Origin of the sequence: Pseudomonas sp. MD195_PC81_125 (genome assembly GCF_014060985.1) — a bacterium.
GTDB classification, from domain to species: domain Bacteria; phylum Pseudomonadota; class Gammaproteobacteria; order Pseudomonadales; family Pseudomonadaceae; genus Aquipseudomonas; species Aquipseudomonas parakoreensis.
The window spans coordinates 1-16457 of sequence record NZ_JABULD010000144.1 but is presented as its reverse complement, the minus strand read 5'-3'; the positions used below and the strand labels follow the sequence as shown (position 1 = coordinate 16457).

Genomic DNA, 16457 nt, shown 5'->3' with positions numbered 1-16457 from the left:
TTTTTTATTGTCCGGACAAAAGCTGCAGGTACAAAAAAGCCGACCCAGAAACTGGGTCGGCTTGATAACAATCCCGAGGGATTATTACTTGCGGCTAGCTTTGTCCAGCATACGCAGAGCACGCTCGTTAGCTTCGTCAGCAGTCTGTTGTGCTTTTTGAGCAGCAGCCAGAGCTTCATCAGCTTTACGGTATGCTTCGTCTGCACGAGCCTGGGCGCGAGCAGCTGCGTCTTCAGTAGCGGTCAGACGTGCTTCGGTTTCTTTCGATGCGCTGCTGCAACCGGTAGCCAGAACTGCGGCCAGAGCCAGAGCAGAGAATTTCAGAACGTTGTTCATCGTGTTCCCCTTCAAGGACTTTCAATTAAGTGGCTTTCTCCTCCGATTGAGGAAATAGCCGGCGTACATACTACCCATTACTTGTAGTAAGTAAACTGACGTAGCGCAAGAAGCAAAAAAAATTGTAGGCGTTGATTCTTTTTCGAGCAACTTTTAACGGGGCTGATTAAAAAATATCCAGCTGCAAGCCCCTGCCTGAGCGAGTTAATGAGAAAAAGTTCCCGCTGTCACGTGCTGTTTTCGGCGTCTTGCACCAAGTCTGCCTAGATGAATTCGTCTACACTTTTGTTCCGATTTTGCATGACGCCTCACATATCTTTGTCGCTCTTGAGGTGACTTTAAAGAAGAGCCTGCGTCTTAAGTCTCGACATCCGGCAATGTTCAGGTGAGCGCCTCGGGATATGTTCCCCGCGCCTGCCACTACGCCCATCGGAGTTATCCGTACAACCTGCACGATGACGAGCGCACCTTGAGCATTTTTGCCAATGGTGCCTACTATTTATCACGTGCTCGGTTGCGCGAGATCGGTGTGGCTTTTCTCGGTGTCCATCAGGCACGGGGTGGCGTAGATGTTCCTTCGCCGGAAAAACATCGGTAAGGTAGGGGTCAGAATTCAAGACCCGCGAGGAGTAGTGATGAGCGAGGCGTTGTCCATCCACCATGACCAGGCTGGTCATCAGTTCGAGACCAATGTGGACGGTCATCGTGCCTACCTGACCTATATGGATCTGGGGAAACAGACCCTGGATATCTACCGCACCTTCGTGCCCAACGCCCTGCGCGGTCGAGGCATCGCGGCAGCGCTGACCGAAAGCGCGCTGCAGTACGCCGAGGAAATGGGTTACACGGTGATTCCTTCGTGCTCCTACGTCGAGCGCTATATGGAGCGCCATCAGAAGCGCGCGGCGAAAATCTGATTACCCCTACACACAAAAACGCCGGGCAATGCCCGGCGTTTTTTTTATGCCTGCGAAACGCTGATCAGCTGCGCTGACGCTTCGGCAGCACATCCTTGAGCTTGGCGTGCATGCTGCGCAGGGTGTTCTCGGTGGCGGACCAGTCGATGCAGGCATCGGTGATCGACACGCCGTATTGCAGGTCGGCGAGGTCTTTCGGGATGGCCTGACAGCCCCAGTTCAGATGGCTCTCGACCATCAGGCCGATGATCGACTGGTTGCCTTCGAGGATCTGGTTGGCGACGTTCTCCATCACCAGCGGTTGCAGGGCCGGGTCCTTGTTGGAGTTGGCGTGGCTGCAATCGACCATGATGTTCGGCTTGATCTTCGCCTTGTTAAGCGCCTGCTCGCAGAGGGCGACGCTGACCGAATCGTAGTTCGGCTTGCCGTTGCCACCACGCAGCACCACGTGACCGTAGGCATTGCCCTTGGTGGTGACGATCGACACGCCACCTTCCTGGTTGATACCGAGGAAACGGTGCGGGCTGGAAACCGATTGCAAGGCGTTGATCGCCACGGTCAGGCCGCCGTCGGTGCCGTTCTTGAAGCCGACGGCCGAGGACAGGCCGGAAGCCATTTCACGGTGGGTCTGGGATTCGGTGGTACGCGCGCCGATGGCCGACCAACTGATCAGGTCCTGCAGGTACTGCGGGGAGATCGGGTCGAGGGCTTCGGTGGCGGTCGGCAGGCCTTTCTCGGCCAGGTCCAGCAGCAACTGGCGACCAATGTGCAGGCCGTCCTGAATCTTGAACGAGTCATCCAGGTACGGATCGTTGATCAGGCCTTTCCAGCCGACGGTGGTCCGTGGCTTCTCGAAATACACACGCATGACCAGGTACAGGGTGTCGGAGACTTCCTCCGCCAGCACCTTGAGGCGGTCGGCGTACTCGTGGGCAGCCTTGATATCGTGGATCGAGCACGGGCCGATCACTACGAACAGACGGTGGTCGGTGCCATCAAGAATGTTGCGAATGACTTCGCGGCCCTTGGTGACGGTGCGCAGGGCAGCGTCGCTCAGAGGGATATCACGCTTGAGCTGATCGGGAGTGATCAGGGTCTCGTTAGAGGCGACGTTTAGGTCGTTGATCGGTAAATCAGCCATCGTTTACTCGTCAGGTCACGGGTGCCGGCCGCCAGCGATCCCCGCGCGGCGGAGCACAGCAGATTTAAGCGCGTCGGGGAGCCGAACCTTAGCGCGTCAGACGCGGCTCGACAATGGGCAAGCGCCGCTTTAATCCAGTACTGGCTGGGCAAAAGCCTTGCGCACGCTGTCGTGGGAGAACTCGTTGGCGTGTTGTTCGACCCATTGCAGGGCCAGCGCCTGAATATCCTGCAAGTCGTCATGGGCCTCGTTCATGCGGCAATAGCGTTCGATCTGGCACACCTGCTCGCCCATCCGGGCGCTGAACAACGTCTGCTCATCAGTGAACGCGATCCCCACCAGATAGCCCTTTTTGCGTCGCAGGCACCACGCCACATAGCCCGGAAAACAGAGGTCGGCATTGAGCGTCGGCAGGCGCACTTCAAGGGCGGTGCCGTGGCGCCAGGCGCGGTGATAATTGCAAGCGATCCCGCCGAGGCTGATAGTGTGCAGCTGTTGCCTGGAAATACACTCGGGCTTGAGCAAGGTTAATTCAACCGGCACTTCGTCCGGATGAGGAATGAAACGTCCCATGAGCACAGACTCCCTGTGTCGGCCATTTGACATTGTTTCCCCCAGTATAGTGGTCGAATCCGAGCTGACCGATTTCGACGCCGACCAGCGGCTGCTGGCGATGAGCGGTGTTTCGCTGGTGATTTTCACCAGTGTCGGCTGTTCCAGTTGCCGCTATGCCAGAGAAGTGTTGCCCGGGTTCGCGCTGGCGGTCGATCGCCTGTGCTGGATTGATGCCGGCAATAACGGTGGGCTGGTGGAGCGCTATCAGGTCTTTCATTTGCCGGCGCTGTTTGTGGTGCGCGACGGCGAGTTCTTTGGGGCATTGCACACGCGCCTGACCGCCGCTGCGCTGAACGCGGCAGTGGCGCAGGCGCTGGGTCGAATTGCAGAGGAGTTGCCATAGATGGTGGGAGCAGACAGCAAACCGGTGATCGGGATTATCGGCACCGGCGCAATTGGCGGGTTTTACGGTTTGATGCTGGCGCGGGCCGGTTTCGATGTGCACTTTTTACTGCGCAGTGAGTTTTCAGCGGTGGCCGAGCGGGGGTTGCAAGTGGACAGTGCCGTGCATGGCACGCTGACATTGAACCCGGTGCAAGCGTATGCCAAGGCCGAGGACATGCCGGCCTGCGACTGGTTGCTGGTCGGCGCCAAGACCACCAGCAGCGCGGGTCTGGCCCCGGCGATCATTGCCGCGGCCAGGCCCGGCGCGAAAGTGCTGGTGCTGCAGAACGGTCTGGACGTCGAAGACAGCTTGCGTGAGCTGCTGCCCGACTCCCTGCATCTGCTCGGCGGTCTGTGCCTGATCTGCGTGCATCGCGAAGGGCCGGGACACATCACCCATCAGGCCTTGGGTGCGGTGAATGTCGGCTATCACAGCGGCCCGGCAATGGACGATGCGGCGCGCATGGCGCTCGTTGAAGAGGGCGCCAGTCTGTTCCGTGCCGCGGGCATCGATTCGCAGGCAATGGCCAATCTGCAACAGGCGCGCTGGCAGAAACTGGTGTGGAATATTCCCTACAACGGTCTCTCGGTGCTGCTCGGCGCCGGCACCACGCCGCTGATGGCCGACGCTGACAGTCGCGCGTTGATTCAGGCATTGATGGCTGAAGTCGTGCAGGGCGCCAAGGCCTGCGGTCACGACATGCCGCCCGCTTACGCCGAGTACCTGTTTACGATGACCGAGAAAATGCCCGACTACTGGCCGAGCATGTACCACGATTTTCTGCACAAACGGCCGCTGGAGCTGGAAGCGATTTACGCCCGGCCATTGGCCGCCGCCAAGGCGGCAGGATGTGAATTGCCACGAATCGAAGCGTTGTATCGCACGCTGGGTTTCATCGACCGACGCAACACCTGAGTCGGTTTTTTGCGGGAGTGGGGGAAGGCATGGCCAAGAACATCGATGACAAACTGGTGCTGGCGATTTCGTCTCGCGCCTTGTTCGACCTGAGCGAGAGTCACAAGGTCTACCTGTCGAGCGGCGTTGAAGCCTATCGGCAATATCAGATCGAACACGAAGACGAAATCCTCGCCCCCGGCGATGCGTTCCCGCTGGTGGAAAAACTCCTGAGCCTCAACAGCCGCCTCGACCGCGCCCGGGTCGAGGTGATTCTGGTTTCGCGCAACAGTGCCGATACCGGCCTGCGCGCGTTCAACTCGATTCATCACTACGGGCTGGACATTTCCCGGGCGGCCTTCGTCGGCGGACGCAGCCCGTATCCGTATCTCAAGGCCTTTGGCTGTGACCTGTTTCTGTCCACGCACGCCGAGGACGTGCGCGCCGCACTGGATGCCGGATTTGCTGCGGCGACAATTCTGTCTGGGGGCGCCAGCCGTGCCGCGAGTGATGAGTTGCGCATCGCCTTCGACGGTGACGCGGTGTTGTTCTCCGACGAGTCCGAGCGCGTTTATCAGTCCGGCGGGCTGGAGGCTTTCCAGGCCAAGGAACGCGAGTCGGCACGCGAGCCATTGCGCGGTGGGCCGTTCAAAGGATTTCTGGCGGCGCTCAATGCGCTGCAGCGCGAGTTCCCCGAGGCCGACTGCCCGATCCGCACGGCGCTGGTCACCGCGCGTTCGGCACCGGCCCATGAGCGGGTGATCCGTACCTTGCGCGAGTGGGATATCCGCCTCGACGAGTCGCTGTTCCTCGGCGGTCTGACCAAATCGGCATTCCTCGAAGCCTTTGCCGCCGACGTGTTTTTCGACGATCAGGCCGGACACTGCGAGCTCGCCCGTGAAGTGGTCGCCACCGGCCATGTGCCGCATGGCATCAGCAACGAAACGTCGATCTAAAGCCCCTGTGCTTCAAGACGTTGCGTCGTACGTCGTAGTCGCCAAGGCACTGCTAAGCTGAATCAAATCTCCGCCATGTTGGCACGCGAGGAGGTCATATGATTCGTTCGATGCTGTATGCCACTGACCTCGGTCTGTACGCACCGTTAGTGATGCAGCATGCCCTGGCACTGGCGCGGACATTCAATGCCGACTTGTACGTGGTGCATGCAGTGGAGCCCATGGGGCTGTTTGCCGAATCGGTGTTGCAGAGTTATCTCGACGAACAGGCATTGAACGAATTTCACCGTCAGGGTCTGAAAACTGTCATCGCCAGTATCGAGCAACGGGTGCTGGACAGTTTTCGTGAGGAACTGGGGGACGAGGGCGAGCAGGATCTGCAGCGGATTTGCGCGGTTCGGGTGGTGCAGGGCGATCCAGCGCAGGTGATTCTCGACCAGGTGCGGAAACTCTCTGTGGATTTGCTGATCGTAGGCACTCACAGCCACGGCGTAGGGGCGGAAACGCCTTTGGGGCGCACGGCGACCCGGGTTCTGCAATTGGCCAAGGTGCCGGTCTATCTGGTGCCGTTGATGGAGCGTCGGCGCCGGGGGGATCGCTGAAGCGGGAATAATGGCGTTTTGATAAAAAAGTTCTAGATTTATTCATCAAACCATTAATATAGTTATATACCGTCGCTGATGCCCGTGGCGTCTACCTGCTTTGAGGGATACATATGAAGCTTCAACAATTGCGCTACATCTGGGAAGTGGCGCACCACGACCTCAACGTTTCCGCTACCGCCCAAAGCCTTTACACCTCGCAACCGGGTATCAGTAAACAGATCCGCCTGCTGGAAGACGAACTTGGCGTTGAAGTGTTCGCTCGCAGCGGCAAACACCTGACCCGCGTCACCCCGGCCGGCGAGCGCATCATCACCACCGCTGGCGAAATCCTGCGCAAGGTCGAAAGCATCAAGCAGATCGCTCAGGAATTCTCCAACGAGAAGAAAGGCACCCTGTCGATCGCCACCACCCACACCCAGGCACGTTACGCATTGCCGCCGGTGATCAGCAATTTCATCAAGCAATACCCGGACGTGGCGCTGCACATGCACCAAGGGTCGCCGATGCAGATCGCCGAGATGGCCGCTGACGGCACGGTCGATTTCGCCATCGCCACCGAAGCGCTGGAGCTGTTCGGTGATCTGGTGATGATGCCTTGCTATCGCTGGAACCGTTGCGTGGTCGTGCCCCAAGGCCACCCGCTGACCAAGTTGCCGAAGCTGACCCTCGAAGCGCTGGCCGAATACCCGATCGTGACATACGTGTTCGGTTTTACCGGCCGTTCGAAACTCGACGAAGCCTTCAGCCATCGTGGCCTGACGCCGAAAGTGGTGTTTACCGCCGCCGACGCCGACGTGATCAAAACCTACGTGCGTCTGGGTCTGGGTGTGGGCATCGTCGCCAAAATGGCGGTCGACACCAAGCTCGATAACGACCTGGTGGTGCTGGATGCCAGCGAACTGTTCGAGTCGAGCATCACCAAGATCGGTTTCCGTCGCGGTACGTTCCTGCGTGGTTTCATGTGCGACTTCATCGAGAAGTTCGCCCCGCACCTGACCCGCGAAGTGATGGCCAAAGCCATCCAGTGCCACAACAAACAGGAACTGGAAGAGCTGTTCGACGGCGTCGAATTGCCGGTCCACTAAGTCCCCGCCTCAAAGCACCTCGGTGACAGCGAACTGTTGCCGGGTGCCTGCCACCAGAATCTCCACCTCATCGCCCTCGAACTTGCCCAGCAGGCCTTTGCCCAGCGGCGAGCGTGGGCTGATGACGGTAATCGGCTGACCCACCACATCGACTTTCAGGCCCGCTGCATCCGGGGCCAGAAACAGCCACTGCTCACGACCCTTTTCGTCTTCCAGACCGAGCAGGGCGCCGATCTCGATGCCGCGATTTTCGTCGTAGGCGCGCAGCGTCAGGTTCTGGCACAGCGCCAGTGACTGACGGATTTCCTCGACGCGTTTCGCCTGGCCCGCCGCCAGATAAGACGCCTCAAGCCCGAGCGTGTCGTACTTGTTCTCGGCGATGTTTTCTTCGTGGGTCGCGGTTTCGTAAGCGGTCTGCGCGGCGCGCTCGGCGATGTCGAGGTCGGCGCGCAGTTTGTCGAGGATCAGTTGGTGGACGGTGTGCTTGTTCATGATCAATCGCAGAATTGCAAAACGTTGGCGCGGCTCTTTTCGCTCGGCGCAGTCTGGTCCTGTTGCAGCCAGAACTGGCATTTCGGATTCGACTGGTTGCGACTGCTGCCGCGAGCCTGATCCAGCCGTGCCTGCTGCTCGTTCTTGCGCAGGTTTTCTTCGTACTGCTCGAACAGCGGACTCTGTGGCGGAATGTCCGGTTGCACCTGGACGGCCGCTGGCGGCTTGGCCAGTTGCTGCACGGCCTGGGCAACCGGCGCCAGTTGTTCGGTCAATACAAAAACGCGAAATCAGCCAGCAGGTCAGGGCGATGGTCAGAAAGCCCAGCCACATGCCCAGGGCAATGCTGCCGGTCAGTTGCAGCGCGCTAAGCTGAACGGGCAAGGGACGACGCGGGTCGGGACGATAGGGCATGGCTGCCTCCTGGCGGATGATTGCGGGCAAGTGGCGATTGTCGCACGAAGATTAATCGCCGTCGGCTCTTCTGCGCGAGGTCATTTATGCGGACAATCAGCGCTTTTGCCAACGGGAGTCTTTGCATGCCGGTACCGAAAACCCGCTGGGATATTTTTTGCACCGTGGTCGACAATTATGGCGACATCGGCGTGACCTGGCGTCTGGCCCGGCAACTGGTGGCCGAACACGGGCTGGCGGTGCGCTTGTGGGTCGATGACCTGCGCGCCTTCGAACGTATCTGCCCCGAGATCGACATCCACCTTGCGCAGCAATCGCAGCAGGGCGTTCAGGTATGGCATTGGCCGAGCGACTGGCCGCAGACGGAGGCAGCGGACGTGGTGATCGCCGCGTTTGCTTGTCAGTTGCCAGCTGCTTATATGGACGCCATGGCCGAGCGGCAACAGCCGCCGTTGTGGATGAACCTCGATTACCTCAGCGCTGAAGACTGGGTCACCGGTTGTCACGGTTTGCCGTCGGTGAAGTACAGGTCGGTGCAGAAATTCTTTTTCTTTCCCGGATTTCGACCTGGGACCGGCGGCCTGCTGCGTGAAAGCGGTCTGCTTGAACGGCGTCGGCGATTTCAGCAGGACGCGGCTGCACAGCGCCAGTTTCTGCAAGGCTTGGGTGTAGATCACGTAGCAGACGCACAACTGATTTCATTGTTTGCCTACGAGAATGCCGGGCTGGCCAGTTGGCTGGACGTGCTGGCGACCGATAGCACGCCGACCCATCTACTGGTGCCGGAAGGGCGGATTCTCGGTGACGTTGCGCGCTGGCTCGGGGTCGACTCTCTGGCCGTTGGCGACCTGAACGTGCGTCAGGCGCTGACGGTGCAGGTGCTGCCGTTCGTTCGTCAGAATCAATACGATCAGTTGCTGTGGTGCTGCGACTTCAACGCAGTGCGCGGAGAAGACTCGTTCGTCCGTGCACAGTGGGCCGGGCGGCCGATGCTCTGGCACATCTATCAGCAGGATGAAGACATCCATCTGGACAAGCTCGACGCCTTTCTTGCGTTGTATACGAAAGGGCTTTCGCCGGCCGCTGCCGAGGCGATGAATGGTCTGTGGCGGGCCTGGAGTGCCGGGAAACCGATCGGCGAGCACTGGCTCAAGGCTCGTAAACACTGGCCAGAGCTGCAGGAAAACGCCGAGGCGTGGTGTCTGGAACAAGGCTTGCAGGCGGATCTTGCCACGGCGCTGGTACAGTTTTACCTAAATTGGATATGATACGCGGCCTAGATTTTTGTAAATCCCATCCAAATTCGGATATTCGCAATGAAAACTGGTAAAGAACTCAAACCCGGTACCGTGATCCGTATCGACAACGATCCTTGGCTGGTTCAGAAAGCTGAATTCACCAAGTCGGGCCGTAACAGCGCGATCATGAAGACCAAGCTGAAGAACCTGCTGACCGGTTACAAGACCGAAACCGTTTACGGTGCGGACGACAAGCTGGACGACGTGATCCTGGATCGTAAAGAAGCCACCCTGTCTTTCATCAGCGGTGACACCTACACGTTCATGGACACCACTGACTACACCATGTACGAGCTGAACGCCGAAGACATCGAAAGCGTTCTGCCTTTCGTTGAAGAAGGCATGACCGACGTTTGCGAAGCCGTGTTCTTCGAAGAGCGTCTGGTGTCCGTAGAGCTGCCGACCACCATCGTGCGTCAGGTTGACTACACTGAAGGTTCCGCTCGCGGTGACACTTCCGGCAAGGTGATGAAGCCTGCCAAACTGAAGAACGGTACCGAACTGTCGGTGGCTGACTTCATCGAAATCGGCGACATGATCGAGATCGATACTCGCGAAGGCGGTTCCTACAAAGGCCGTGCCAAATAAGCACTGCTTTTCGCGGAAAGAAAAAGCCCGACCATTGCGTCGGGCTTTTTTGTGCCTGATGAATTACTTCTTCAGGTGCTGTTTCAGTTCTTCCGAAGCCTGCAGCATCGCCGAACGCACTGCCGGTACCTGGCTGACCACGTTGAGCAATCCGTAGTCGTGGATCATGCCGTTGTAGCGCACTGAGGTCACCGGCACGCCGGCTTCGTCGAGTTTACGGGCGTAGGCTTCGCCTTCGTCACGCAGCACGTCGGCCCCGGCGGTCTGGACCAGTGCAGGCGGCAGATCTTTCAATTGCGCGGTCGTGGCCCGCAGCGGCGAGGCGTAGATCTCGTTGCGCTGGTTGGCGTCGGTGGTGTAGTCGTCCCAGAACCACTTCATCATGTTGCGGGTGAGGAAGTGCCCCTCGGCATACTGGTTATACGAACCGGTGTCGAAATTGGCATCGGTCACTGGCCACAGCAGCACCTGGAATTTGATCGCCGGGGTGCCTTTGTCTTTGGCCATCAAGGCGACGACTGCGGCCATGTTGCCACCGACGCTGTTGCCCGCCACCGCCAGACGCTTGCCGTCGACGTTGATCTCTTTGCCGTGTTCGGCCACCCATTTGGTCGCGGCGTAAGCCTGGTTGATCGCTACCGGGTAATGCGCTTCCGGCGAAGGGGTGTAATTGACGAACACCGCCGCCGCCCCCGAACCGGCCACCAGATCCCGCACCAGACGTTCGTGGGTCGGGAAGTCCCCCAACACCCAGCCGCCGCCGTGGAAGAACATGAACACCGGAAGCTCGCCCTTGACCCCGGCCGGCCGGACGATGGTCAGGCTCAACGGTTGGCCATCGACCTGAATAGTCTTCTCGCTGACGTCCGCTTTGGGCAGCGTCAGTTTGACCCCGGACTGCGCGCCTGTCAGCACGGCGCGGGCATCCTTGGGTGTCAGCTGTTCCATCGGTTTGCCAGTGCCGGCATTCAGTACATCGAGGAACGCCTGGGTGTTGTGTTCAACCTCCCCGGCAAATGCGCTCTGGATGGACAGGGCGAGAAGGGTACCGGTCAAGACTTTGCTGAAAGTGTTCATGTTCATTTCCTGTACGGGCCTGAGTGTCAGTGATTACACGGTGACATGCAGACGCACATCGACGTTGCCGCGAGTGGCGTTGGAGTACGGGCAGACCTGGTGGGCAGCGTCGACCAGGCTTTGTGCGTCAGCCTGTTCCAGGCCCGGCAGATTAATGTGCAGATCGATGTCCAGACCGAAACCGCCAGGAATCTGGCCGATACCGACGTGGGCGGTGATCGAGGCGTCGTCGGGGATTTTGCGTTTGGTCTGACTGGCAACGAATTTCAGCGCGCCGATGAAGCAGGCCGAGTAGCCGGCAGCGAACAGTTGCTCAGGGTTGGTGGCCGCGCCGCCGGCACCGCCGAGTTCTTTCGGGGTGGCGAGTTTGACGTCAAGGACGTTGTCGCTGGAGATCGCACGACCATCACGGCCGCCAGTGGAGGTTGCGATTGCGGTGTAGAGCGTTTGCATGGTGTGAGCCTCTTCAAGTGTGATTGTTGCGCTAATTGTTTGCGCGCTAACTAGGTGCGAAGTAAATGTACTTCGCTAATATTTAGCGCGCAAGATAAATTTTTGAAGAAAGCGTGGATCGGCACTTGGATTGGGCAGTGTCGTGATCTCAAGCGTTTGATATGGAAGGTTTTTTAACGTGAAACGAGAGAAAGAATTTTTCGTGGGATAAGCGGGGGGACGGTGCGATTCGCCTGCAGACGCAAGGCTGCGCCCACAGGGAAGGGGAGTCTTAAGCGAGGCTGTCCTGCAAATGTCCACGCAATGCCTGCAATTCAGCTTGCAGGTTTTGCAGGCGCTGCAGCGTGAAGCCACTGGCCCCCAGGATGCATTGAGGCACTGTTCGGGCCTTGTCTTTCAAGGCGCGTCCCTGTGCAGTCAGTTCAACGATCACCACGCGTTCATCCTCACGGCTGCGGGTTCGGCTGAGCAAACCTTCACCTTCCAGCCGCTTGAGTAGCGGGGTCAGCGAGCCCGGATCGGTCAGCAGGCGCGTGCTGATTTCTCCGACGGTCAAACCGTCCTTCTCCCACAGCACCATCATCGCCAGGTATTGCGGATACGTCAGGCCAAGCGCTTGCAACAGCGGCTTGTAGACCTTGGTCATCATCAGCGAAGTGGAATGCAGGGCGAAGCAGGCCTGATTGTCGAGCAGCAGGTCTTCGCAGTGGTCGGTGGCGTCGCGGTCGGTGGTCATGTCAGTGCCTTGAACGGTGATGCAGATGAATCTAGCGCTCGAATCTTTAATGCGCCAGACAATTGTGTCTGGTGGCGGATCGGTCAGTGCCGGCCCAGTTCACGTTGCAGCGCCAGATCCCACGGCGGCACGGGGCTGAAACGGGTCTTGAGGTATTCCAGCAGCAGGCGGCTGCGGGAGCTGGCCTGTTGTTCCAGCCGCAGCGCATAGATGCCGGTGCTCTCCGGTTTTGGCAGGCCGTTTTCACAGAACAGCGGCAGCAACTCGCCACGTAACAGGTATTCGCTGGCCAGCCAGGTGGGTAGATGCGCGATCCCGAGTCCCGCAAGCGCTCCGCAAACCAACGCCTCAGCGTTGTTGGCGCTCATGCGCACCCGCGCCGGGCGGTGCAATTGCATCTGCCCGTTTTGCTCGAAACGCCAGGCGAAGGGCGGGGCGAGGCCGTCCCAATCGAGGCCGTCATGCTCGCTCAATTGTGCGGGTTCGCTCGGCACGCCCCGGCGCTTGAGATAGTCGGGGCTGGCGCAGGCGATGCGCACCATGCTCGCCAACGGAGTGGCCACCAGCCGGGTGTCGGCCATCTGCCCGGCACGCAATACCAGGTCGACCTTGCCCAGGTTTGAACCGTCCATGTCGACGAAGCTGTCGATCAGATGCAGTTGCACATCCAGCCCCGGATACAGCACCAGAAAATCGGCAATCACCGGCGCCAGATGTCGGCGCCCGAACGCCGCTGGCGCATCCACCCGAATCAGCCCCTCCGGCGCGCTGCTCAGAGACACCGCTTCAGCCCGCGCCAATTGCAGCTCGGCAACGATTCGCCGCGCCCGTTCGGCAAACGCCAGCCCGGCCGGCGTGGCGCGCACCGCATGAGTGCTGCGGATAAACAGCTGGCTGCCGACGGCGCTCTCCAGACTGTCGATGCGTCGGGCGACGGCGGATGGCGTCAGCGGATGTCGACGCGAAGCCGCAGAAAAGCTCCCGCTCTCCAGCACATCGAGAAACAGCCCCAGTTGTTCGGTCAATTGATTGGGATTCATGAACCAGCTCAGTGCCTATGCGGTTTTGGCACAGCCATTGTGCGTTGCTGTGCGTTTCCCCGCCAGTCACGACTGCGTAGGATGGATCGCCTGACGGATGAGGACATCGCTGTGATCGAGTTTTTGCTGTACCTGCTGTTTGGCGCCGCCTTGGGGACATTGGGCGGAATATTCGGTATTGGTGGCGGGCTGATCGCCATTCCGCTGCTGGGCGTGTGGTTCGGCCTCGATCAACAGATCGCCCAAGGCACGGCGCTGGTGATGGTCGTGCCGAACGTGATGCTGGCGCTGTGGCGTTATCACCAGCGTAACCGCATCGAACTGCGCCACGCGCTGCCGCTGGCGATCATGGGTTTTTGCTTTGCGTGGATCGGTTCGATCTGGGCGGTGGGCATTGATGCGCAAACCATGCGTATCGGTTTTGTCGCTTTCCTCGTGGTGCTCTCGGCGTACAACCTGCTGAAGATGTTCGGCAAAAAGCCGGCAGTGAGCTCAGAGATGCGTTACTCATGGCCATGGCTGGGTGTGCTTGGCGCGGCGTCCGGAACCATGGGCGGTCTGTTCGGTGTCGGCGGGGCCGTGGTGGCGACGCCGGTCCTCACCAGTCTGTTCGGTACTAGCCAGGTGGTCGCTCAAGGCCTGTCGCTGGCACTGGCGCTGCCCAGCACCGGCGTGACCCTGGTGACCTATGCGGTGCATCACGAGGTCGACTGGATGATCGGCCTGCCCCTGGCCATCGGCGGTCTGGCGAGCATCAGTTGGGGCGTGAAAGTCGCCCACGCCATGCCGGAAAAACTGCTGCGCGGGCTGTTCTGCGGTTTCCTGGTGCTGTGTGCGGTAATGCTCGCGTTTAAAGTTTGAAGCCTTCGACGATGTGCTCGGCCAGGCATTCGGTGATCGGCGACGGGTTGTTCAGGTTGCGGATCAGCATGATGCTGGCCTCGGGCAGCAGCGGCAGGTCTTCGTTGGCACCGAGAATGCGCATGTCCGGAGTGATCAGGCTTTCCAGTTGCGCGGTGATCGCCAGACCCGCGCTCACCACCGCCATCAGTGCCGACAGGCTGGTGCTGTTGTAGGCGATGCGGTAATCGCGGCCCATCGCGTCGAGCGCATTGCAGGCCCACAAGCGGCAGAAACAATCACTGTTGAACATCGCCAGCGGCAGCGGCGTCTGCTCGTGCGCGCTGAAGTTTTGCGCCTCGGCCCAGACAAAACGCTCCTTGCGCAGCAACTGGCCGATCTCGTTGCCCGGCTCGCGGGTGACGATCGACAAGTCCAGATCGGTGCGCTGCAACAGCTGTTTGCTGGACTCACAATGCACTTCGATCTGGATCAACGGGTAGAACTGCGCGAACCGCGACAGGATCCCCGGCAGAAACCGCATCACGTAATCGTCCGGCGTACCGATGCGCACGGTGCCGACCATGTGTGGCTCGCGCAGGGTGTTGAACACTTCGCTGTGTAATTTCAGGATGCGCCGCGCATAACCCAGCAACACCTGGCCTTCGGCGGTCAGGCGTACCTGGCGGCCGTCGCGCTCGAACAGCTGACGCTGCAACACGTCTTCTTCCAGACGTTTCATCTGCATGCTCACCGCCGATTGCGTGCGGTTGACCATTTCGCCGGCGCGGGTAAAACCGCCCTGATCGGCAATCGCGACGAAGGTGCGCAGAACATCGGTATCGATACTGGGGTAGGCCGACAATTGATGAATCTCCGTGATGAATGTCATCAGAAACATTCGTTGGATTGATCTTAGCGCCAGCGCGAGACTTGAGCCATCCACAAGGAGGGCAACACGATGAAAGGTCAAAGAGAGTATGTAGACGACACGAAATTTTCCGGCCACGGCCATATCGTTTCCGATCTGTTGCACAGGTTCAGCCGCTGGTACGAACTGCACCGTGAGCGCGAGTTGCTCGCCAGTCTGAGCGATGAAGCGCTGAAGGACATCGGGGTCAGTCGGGCCGACGTCGAACACGAGGCGATTCGGCCGTTCTGGGACGATCCGATGCATAAATGATCGGCGCCTTACTACACAAACCACTTTCAGGTGAGGTAGGTTGCGAGCAGACAAGGAGATGCTCATGCCCGCGACTCTGGCCTTTTCTCTCAAACAGGCGCGACGTCTGGCGCTGGCCGCCCAAGGATTCAACGGGCGCCAGCCGCCAACCGTCAAGGCGCCGCAACTTAACCGGCTGATCGAACGGCTGGGCCTGCTGCAGATCGACTCCGTCAACGCCGTGGTGCGCTCGCACTACCTGCCGCTGTTTTCCCGTTTGGGTTCCTATTCCGCTGATTTGCTCAATCAGGCCGCCTGGAGTTCGGGACGACGTCGCACGTTGTTCGAGTACTGGGGCCATGAAGCGTCGTTGCTGCCATTGGCCATGTATCCGTTGATGGGGTGGCGCATGCAGCGGGCAAGGAATGGCAGGGACATTTATCAGCAACTGGCAAAGTTTGGTCTGGAGCAGCAGAGCGTTGTGCGCCGGGTCTTGAGTGCGGTCGAGGAGCGTGGTGCATTGGGTGCCGGCAGTCTGTCGACCCGCGAGGACAAGGCCGGGCAGTGGTGGGACTGGAGCGCGGAAAAGCATGCGCTGGAGTGGCTGTTTGCCGCGGGTGAAGTGACCGTGGCCGGTCGTCGCGGTTTTGAGCGTTTGTATGATTTGCCGGAGCGGGTCATTCCCTCCTCGATTCTGCAACAAGCGTTACCTGACGAGGCGCAAGCGCAGCGTGGTTTGTTGCTGCACGCGGCGCAGGCGCTCGGCGTCGGCACGGAAAAGGATCTGCGGGATTATTTTCGCTTGAATCCGTCTGATGCGCGACCGCGTCTGGCGGAACTGGTCGAGGACGGGCAGTTGCAGACCTGTGAAGTCACCGGTTGGCGACAGATCGCCTACTGCCTGCCGGAACCGAAGGTGCCGCGCAAAGTGGTTGCCAGTGCACTGTTGTCGCCGTTCGATTCGCTGATCTGGGAACGCAGTCGCACCGAGCGGCTGTTTGATTTCCGCTATCGGTTGGAGATCTACACGCCGCAGGACAAGCGCGTTTACGGCTATTACGTGCTGCCTTTCCTGCACAACGAACGGATTGCCGCGCGGGTCGACCTGCGGGCCGAACGAGCGTCGGGGCGCTTGGCGGTGCACGCGGTGCACGAGGAAGTGCCGGGGCTGGATGAAGAGGGGATGCTGGCGCTGGCGTTGAATCTGCGGCAGATGGCCGATTGGCTTAGGCTTGCGCGGGTGCAGCTTAATTGTCAGCGCGAGAGTGCGGCGCGGTTGCGGGTGGCGTTGGCGCAAATTGAGGGTGCCTGAACCCACCTCATCGCCAGCAGGCTGGCTCCCACAGAGATCTCTGGGTGATCTTGACCCATGTAGGAGCTGCCGAAGGTGCGATCTTTGTTTTTTTTCAATCAAGATCAAAAG

The 16457-nt window shown here is 59.6% G+C and carries 20 protein-coding genes and 1 pseudogene; 11 read left to right on the top strand and 10 right to left on the bottom strand.

Translation table 11 applies throughout. The features are described 5' to 3' along the window. Positions 1–84 precede the first annotated feature (84 nt). The gene (gene oprI / locus HT737_RS06535) at positions 85–336 is read right to left on the bottom strand and encodes an outer membrane lipoprotei OprI (protein WP_025113130.1); all 252 of its coding nucleotides are present in this window, start codon (positions 334–336) and stop codon (positions 85–87) included. A 635-nt stretch (positions 337–971) separates the two neighbouring features. Between oprI and HT737_RS06530 the strand changes: the two genes are divergently transcribed. Beyond that, positions 972–1253 (top strand): GNAT family N-acetyltransferase, encoded by a 282-nt coding sequence (locus HT737_RS06530; RefSeq protein ID WP_025113131.1) that lies wholly within the window; start codon positions 972–974, stop codon positions 1251–1253. Between the two features lie 64 nt (positions 1254–1317). Here HT737_RS06530 and HT737_RS06525 read toward each other — a convergent pair whose 3' ends face one another. Continuing rightward, complete coding sequence (locus tag HT737_RS06525; protein WP_003226802.1) at positions 1318–2394, bottom strand: 3-deoxy-7-phosphoheptulonate synthase; 1077 nt, start codon at positions 2392–2394, stop codon at positions 1318–1320. A 129-nt stretch (positions 2395–2523) separates the two neighbouring features. Further along, complete coding sequence (locus HT737_RS06520; protein ID WP_041069521.1) at positions 2524–2967, bottom strand: PilZ domain-containing protein; 444 nt, start codon at positions 2965–2967, stop codon at positions 2524–2526. Here HT737_RS06520 and HT737_RS06515 point away from each other — a divergent pair. From HT737_RS06515 to cysB, 5 genes are all read left to right on the top strand, one after another. Next, on the top strand, positions 2966–3352 hold the full coding sequence (locus tag HT737_RS06515; protein WP_047295481.1) for a co-chaperone YbbN: 387 nt from the start codon (positions 2966–2968) through the stop codon (positions 3350–3352). The genes HT737_RS06520 and HT737_RS06515 overlap by 2 nt on opposite strands. Further along, on the top strand, positions 3353–4309 hold the full coding sequence (locus tag HT737_RS06510) for a putative 2-dehydropantoate 2-reductase (RefSeq protein WP_182401905.1): 957 nt from the start codon (positions 3353–3355) through the stop codon (positions 4307–4309). A gap of 29 nt (positions 4310–4338) precedes the next feature. Then, on the top strand, positions 4339–5244 hold the full coding sequence (locus HT737_RS06505) for a 5'-nucleotidase (protein WP_095668653.1): 906 nt from the start codon (positions 4339–4341) through the stop codon (positions 5242–5244). A 98-nt stretch (positions 5245–5342) separates the two neighbouring features. Then, positions 5343–5846, top strand: coding sequence for a universal stress protein (locus HT737_RS06500; protein ID WP_095668654.1), 504 nt, complete (start codon positions 5343–5345; stop codon positions 5844–5846). 113 nt (positions 5847–5959) lie between these two features. Continuing rightward, entirely contained in the window at positions 5960–6934 is a 975-nt protein-coding gene (gene cysB, locus HT737_RS06495) for an HTH-type transcriptional regulator CysB (RefSeq protein ID WP_007908591.1), read from the top strand. Between the two features lie 9 nt (positions 6935–6943). On the opposite strand, the gene HT737_RS06490 is transcribed toward cysB, so the two are convergent. Together HT737_RS06490 and HT737_RS06485 are read right to left on the bottom strand one after the other, a co-directional pair. Then, positions 6944–7426: a GreA/GreB family elongation factor gene (locus HT737_RS06490; protein WP_182401903.1), complete on the bottom strand. Its 483-nt coding sequence runs from the start codon at positions 7424–7426 to the stop codon at positions 6944–6946. A gap of 2 nt (positions 7427–7428) precedes the next feature. Next, positions 7429–7840: pseudogene (locus HT737_RS06485) on the bottom strand (hypothetical protein). A gap of 125 nt (positions 7841–7965) precedes the next feature. Between HT737_RS06485 and earP the strand changes: the two are divergent. Beyond that, complete coding sequence (gene earP / locus HT737_RS06480; RefSeq protein ID WP_182401901.1) at positions 7966–9108, top strand: elongation factor P maturation arginine rhamnosyltransferase EarP; 1143 nt, start codon at positions 7966–7968, stop codon at positions 9106–9108. Between the two features lie 48 nt (positions 9109–9156). Beyond that, on the top strand, positions 9157–9726 hold the full coding sequence (locus HT737_RS06475; RefSeq protein WP_003226785.1) for an elongation factor P: 570 nt from the start codon (positions 9157–9159) through the stop codon (positions 9724–9726). Positions 9727–9789: 63 nt separating this feature from the next. Here the strand turns inward: HT737_RS06475 and HT737_RS06470 are convergent, their stop codons facing one another. From HT737_RS06470 to HT737_RS06455, 4 genes are all read right to left on the bottom strand, one after another. Beyond that, positions 9790–10803 (bottom strand): alpha/beta hydrolase, encoded by a 1014-nt coding sequence (locus tag HT737_RS06470; RefSeq protein ID WP_182401899.1) that lies wholly within the window; start codon positions 10801–10803, stop codon positions 9790–9792. 33 nt (positions 10804–10836) lie between these two features. Next, entirely contained in the window at positions 10837–11256 is a 420-nt protein-coding gene (locus HT737_RS06465; protein WP_105343275.1) for an organic hydroperoxide resistance protein, read from the bottom strand. 271 nt (positions 11257–11527) lie between these two features. Continuing rightward, positions 11528–11992: a MarR family winged helix-turn-helix transcriptional regulator gene (locus tag HT737_RS06460; protein WP_182401897.1), complete on the bottom strand. Its 465-nt coding sequence runs from the start codon at positions 11990–11992 to the stop codon at positions 11528–11530. An 83-nt stretch (positions 11993–12075) separates the two neighbouring features. After that, positions 12076–13032, bottom strand: coding sequence for a LysR family transcriptional regulator (locus HT737_RS06455; protein ID WP_039770458.1), 957 nt, complete (start codon positions 13030–13032; stop codon positions 12076–12078). 111 nt (positions 13033–13143) lie between these two features. Here HT737_RS06455 and HT737_RS06450 point away from each other — a divergent pair, with 111 nt between their 5' ends. Continuing rightward, positions 13144–13893 (top strand): sulfite exporter TauE/SafE family protein, encoded by a 750-nt coding sequence (locus HT737_RS06450; RefSeq protein ID WP_179295022.1) that lies wholly within the window; start codon positions 13144–13146, stop codon positions 13891–13893. Here the strand turns inward: HT737_RS06450 and HT737_RS06445 are convergent. Beyond that, positions 13883–14737 carry a LysR substrate-binding domain-containing protein gene (locus HT737_RS06445; protein ID WP_047295460.1) on the bottom strand — a complete coding sequence of 285 codons (855 nt, stop codon included), beginning with the start codon at positions 14735–14737 and terminating at the stop codon, positions 13883–13885. The two genes, HT737_RS06450 and HT737_RS06445, sit on opposite strands and share 11 nt — an antisense overlap. Before the next feature lie 96 nt (positions 14738–14833). Between HT737_RS06445 and HT737_RS06440 the strand changes: the two genes are divergently transcribed. Further along, positions 14834–15055, top strand: a complete 222-nt coding sequence (locus HT737_RS06440; protein WP_047295457.1) for a DUF1127 domain-containing protein — start codon at positions 14834–14836, stop codon at positions 15053–15055. A gap of 64 nt (positions 15056–15119) precedes the next feature. Then, positions 15120–16346, top strand: coding sequence for a winged helix-turn-helix domain-containing protein (locus tag HT737_RS06435; RefSeq protein ID WP_182401895.1), 1227 nt, complete (start codon positions 15120–15122; stop codon positions 16344–16346). Positions 16347–16457 lie beyond the last annotated feature (111 nt).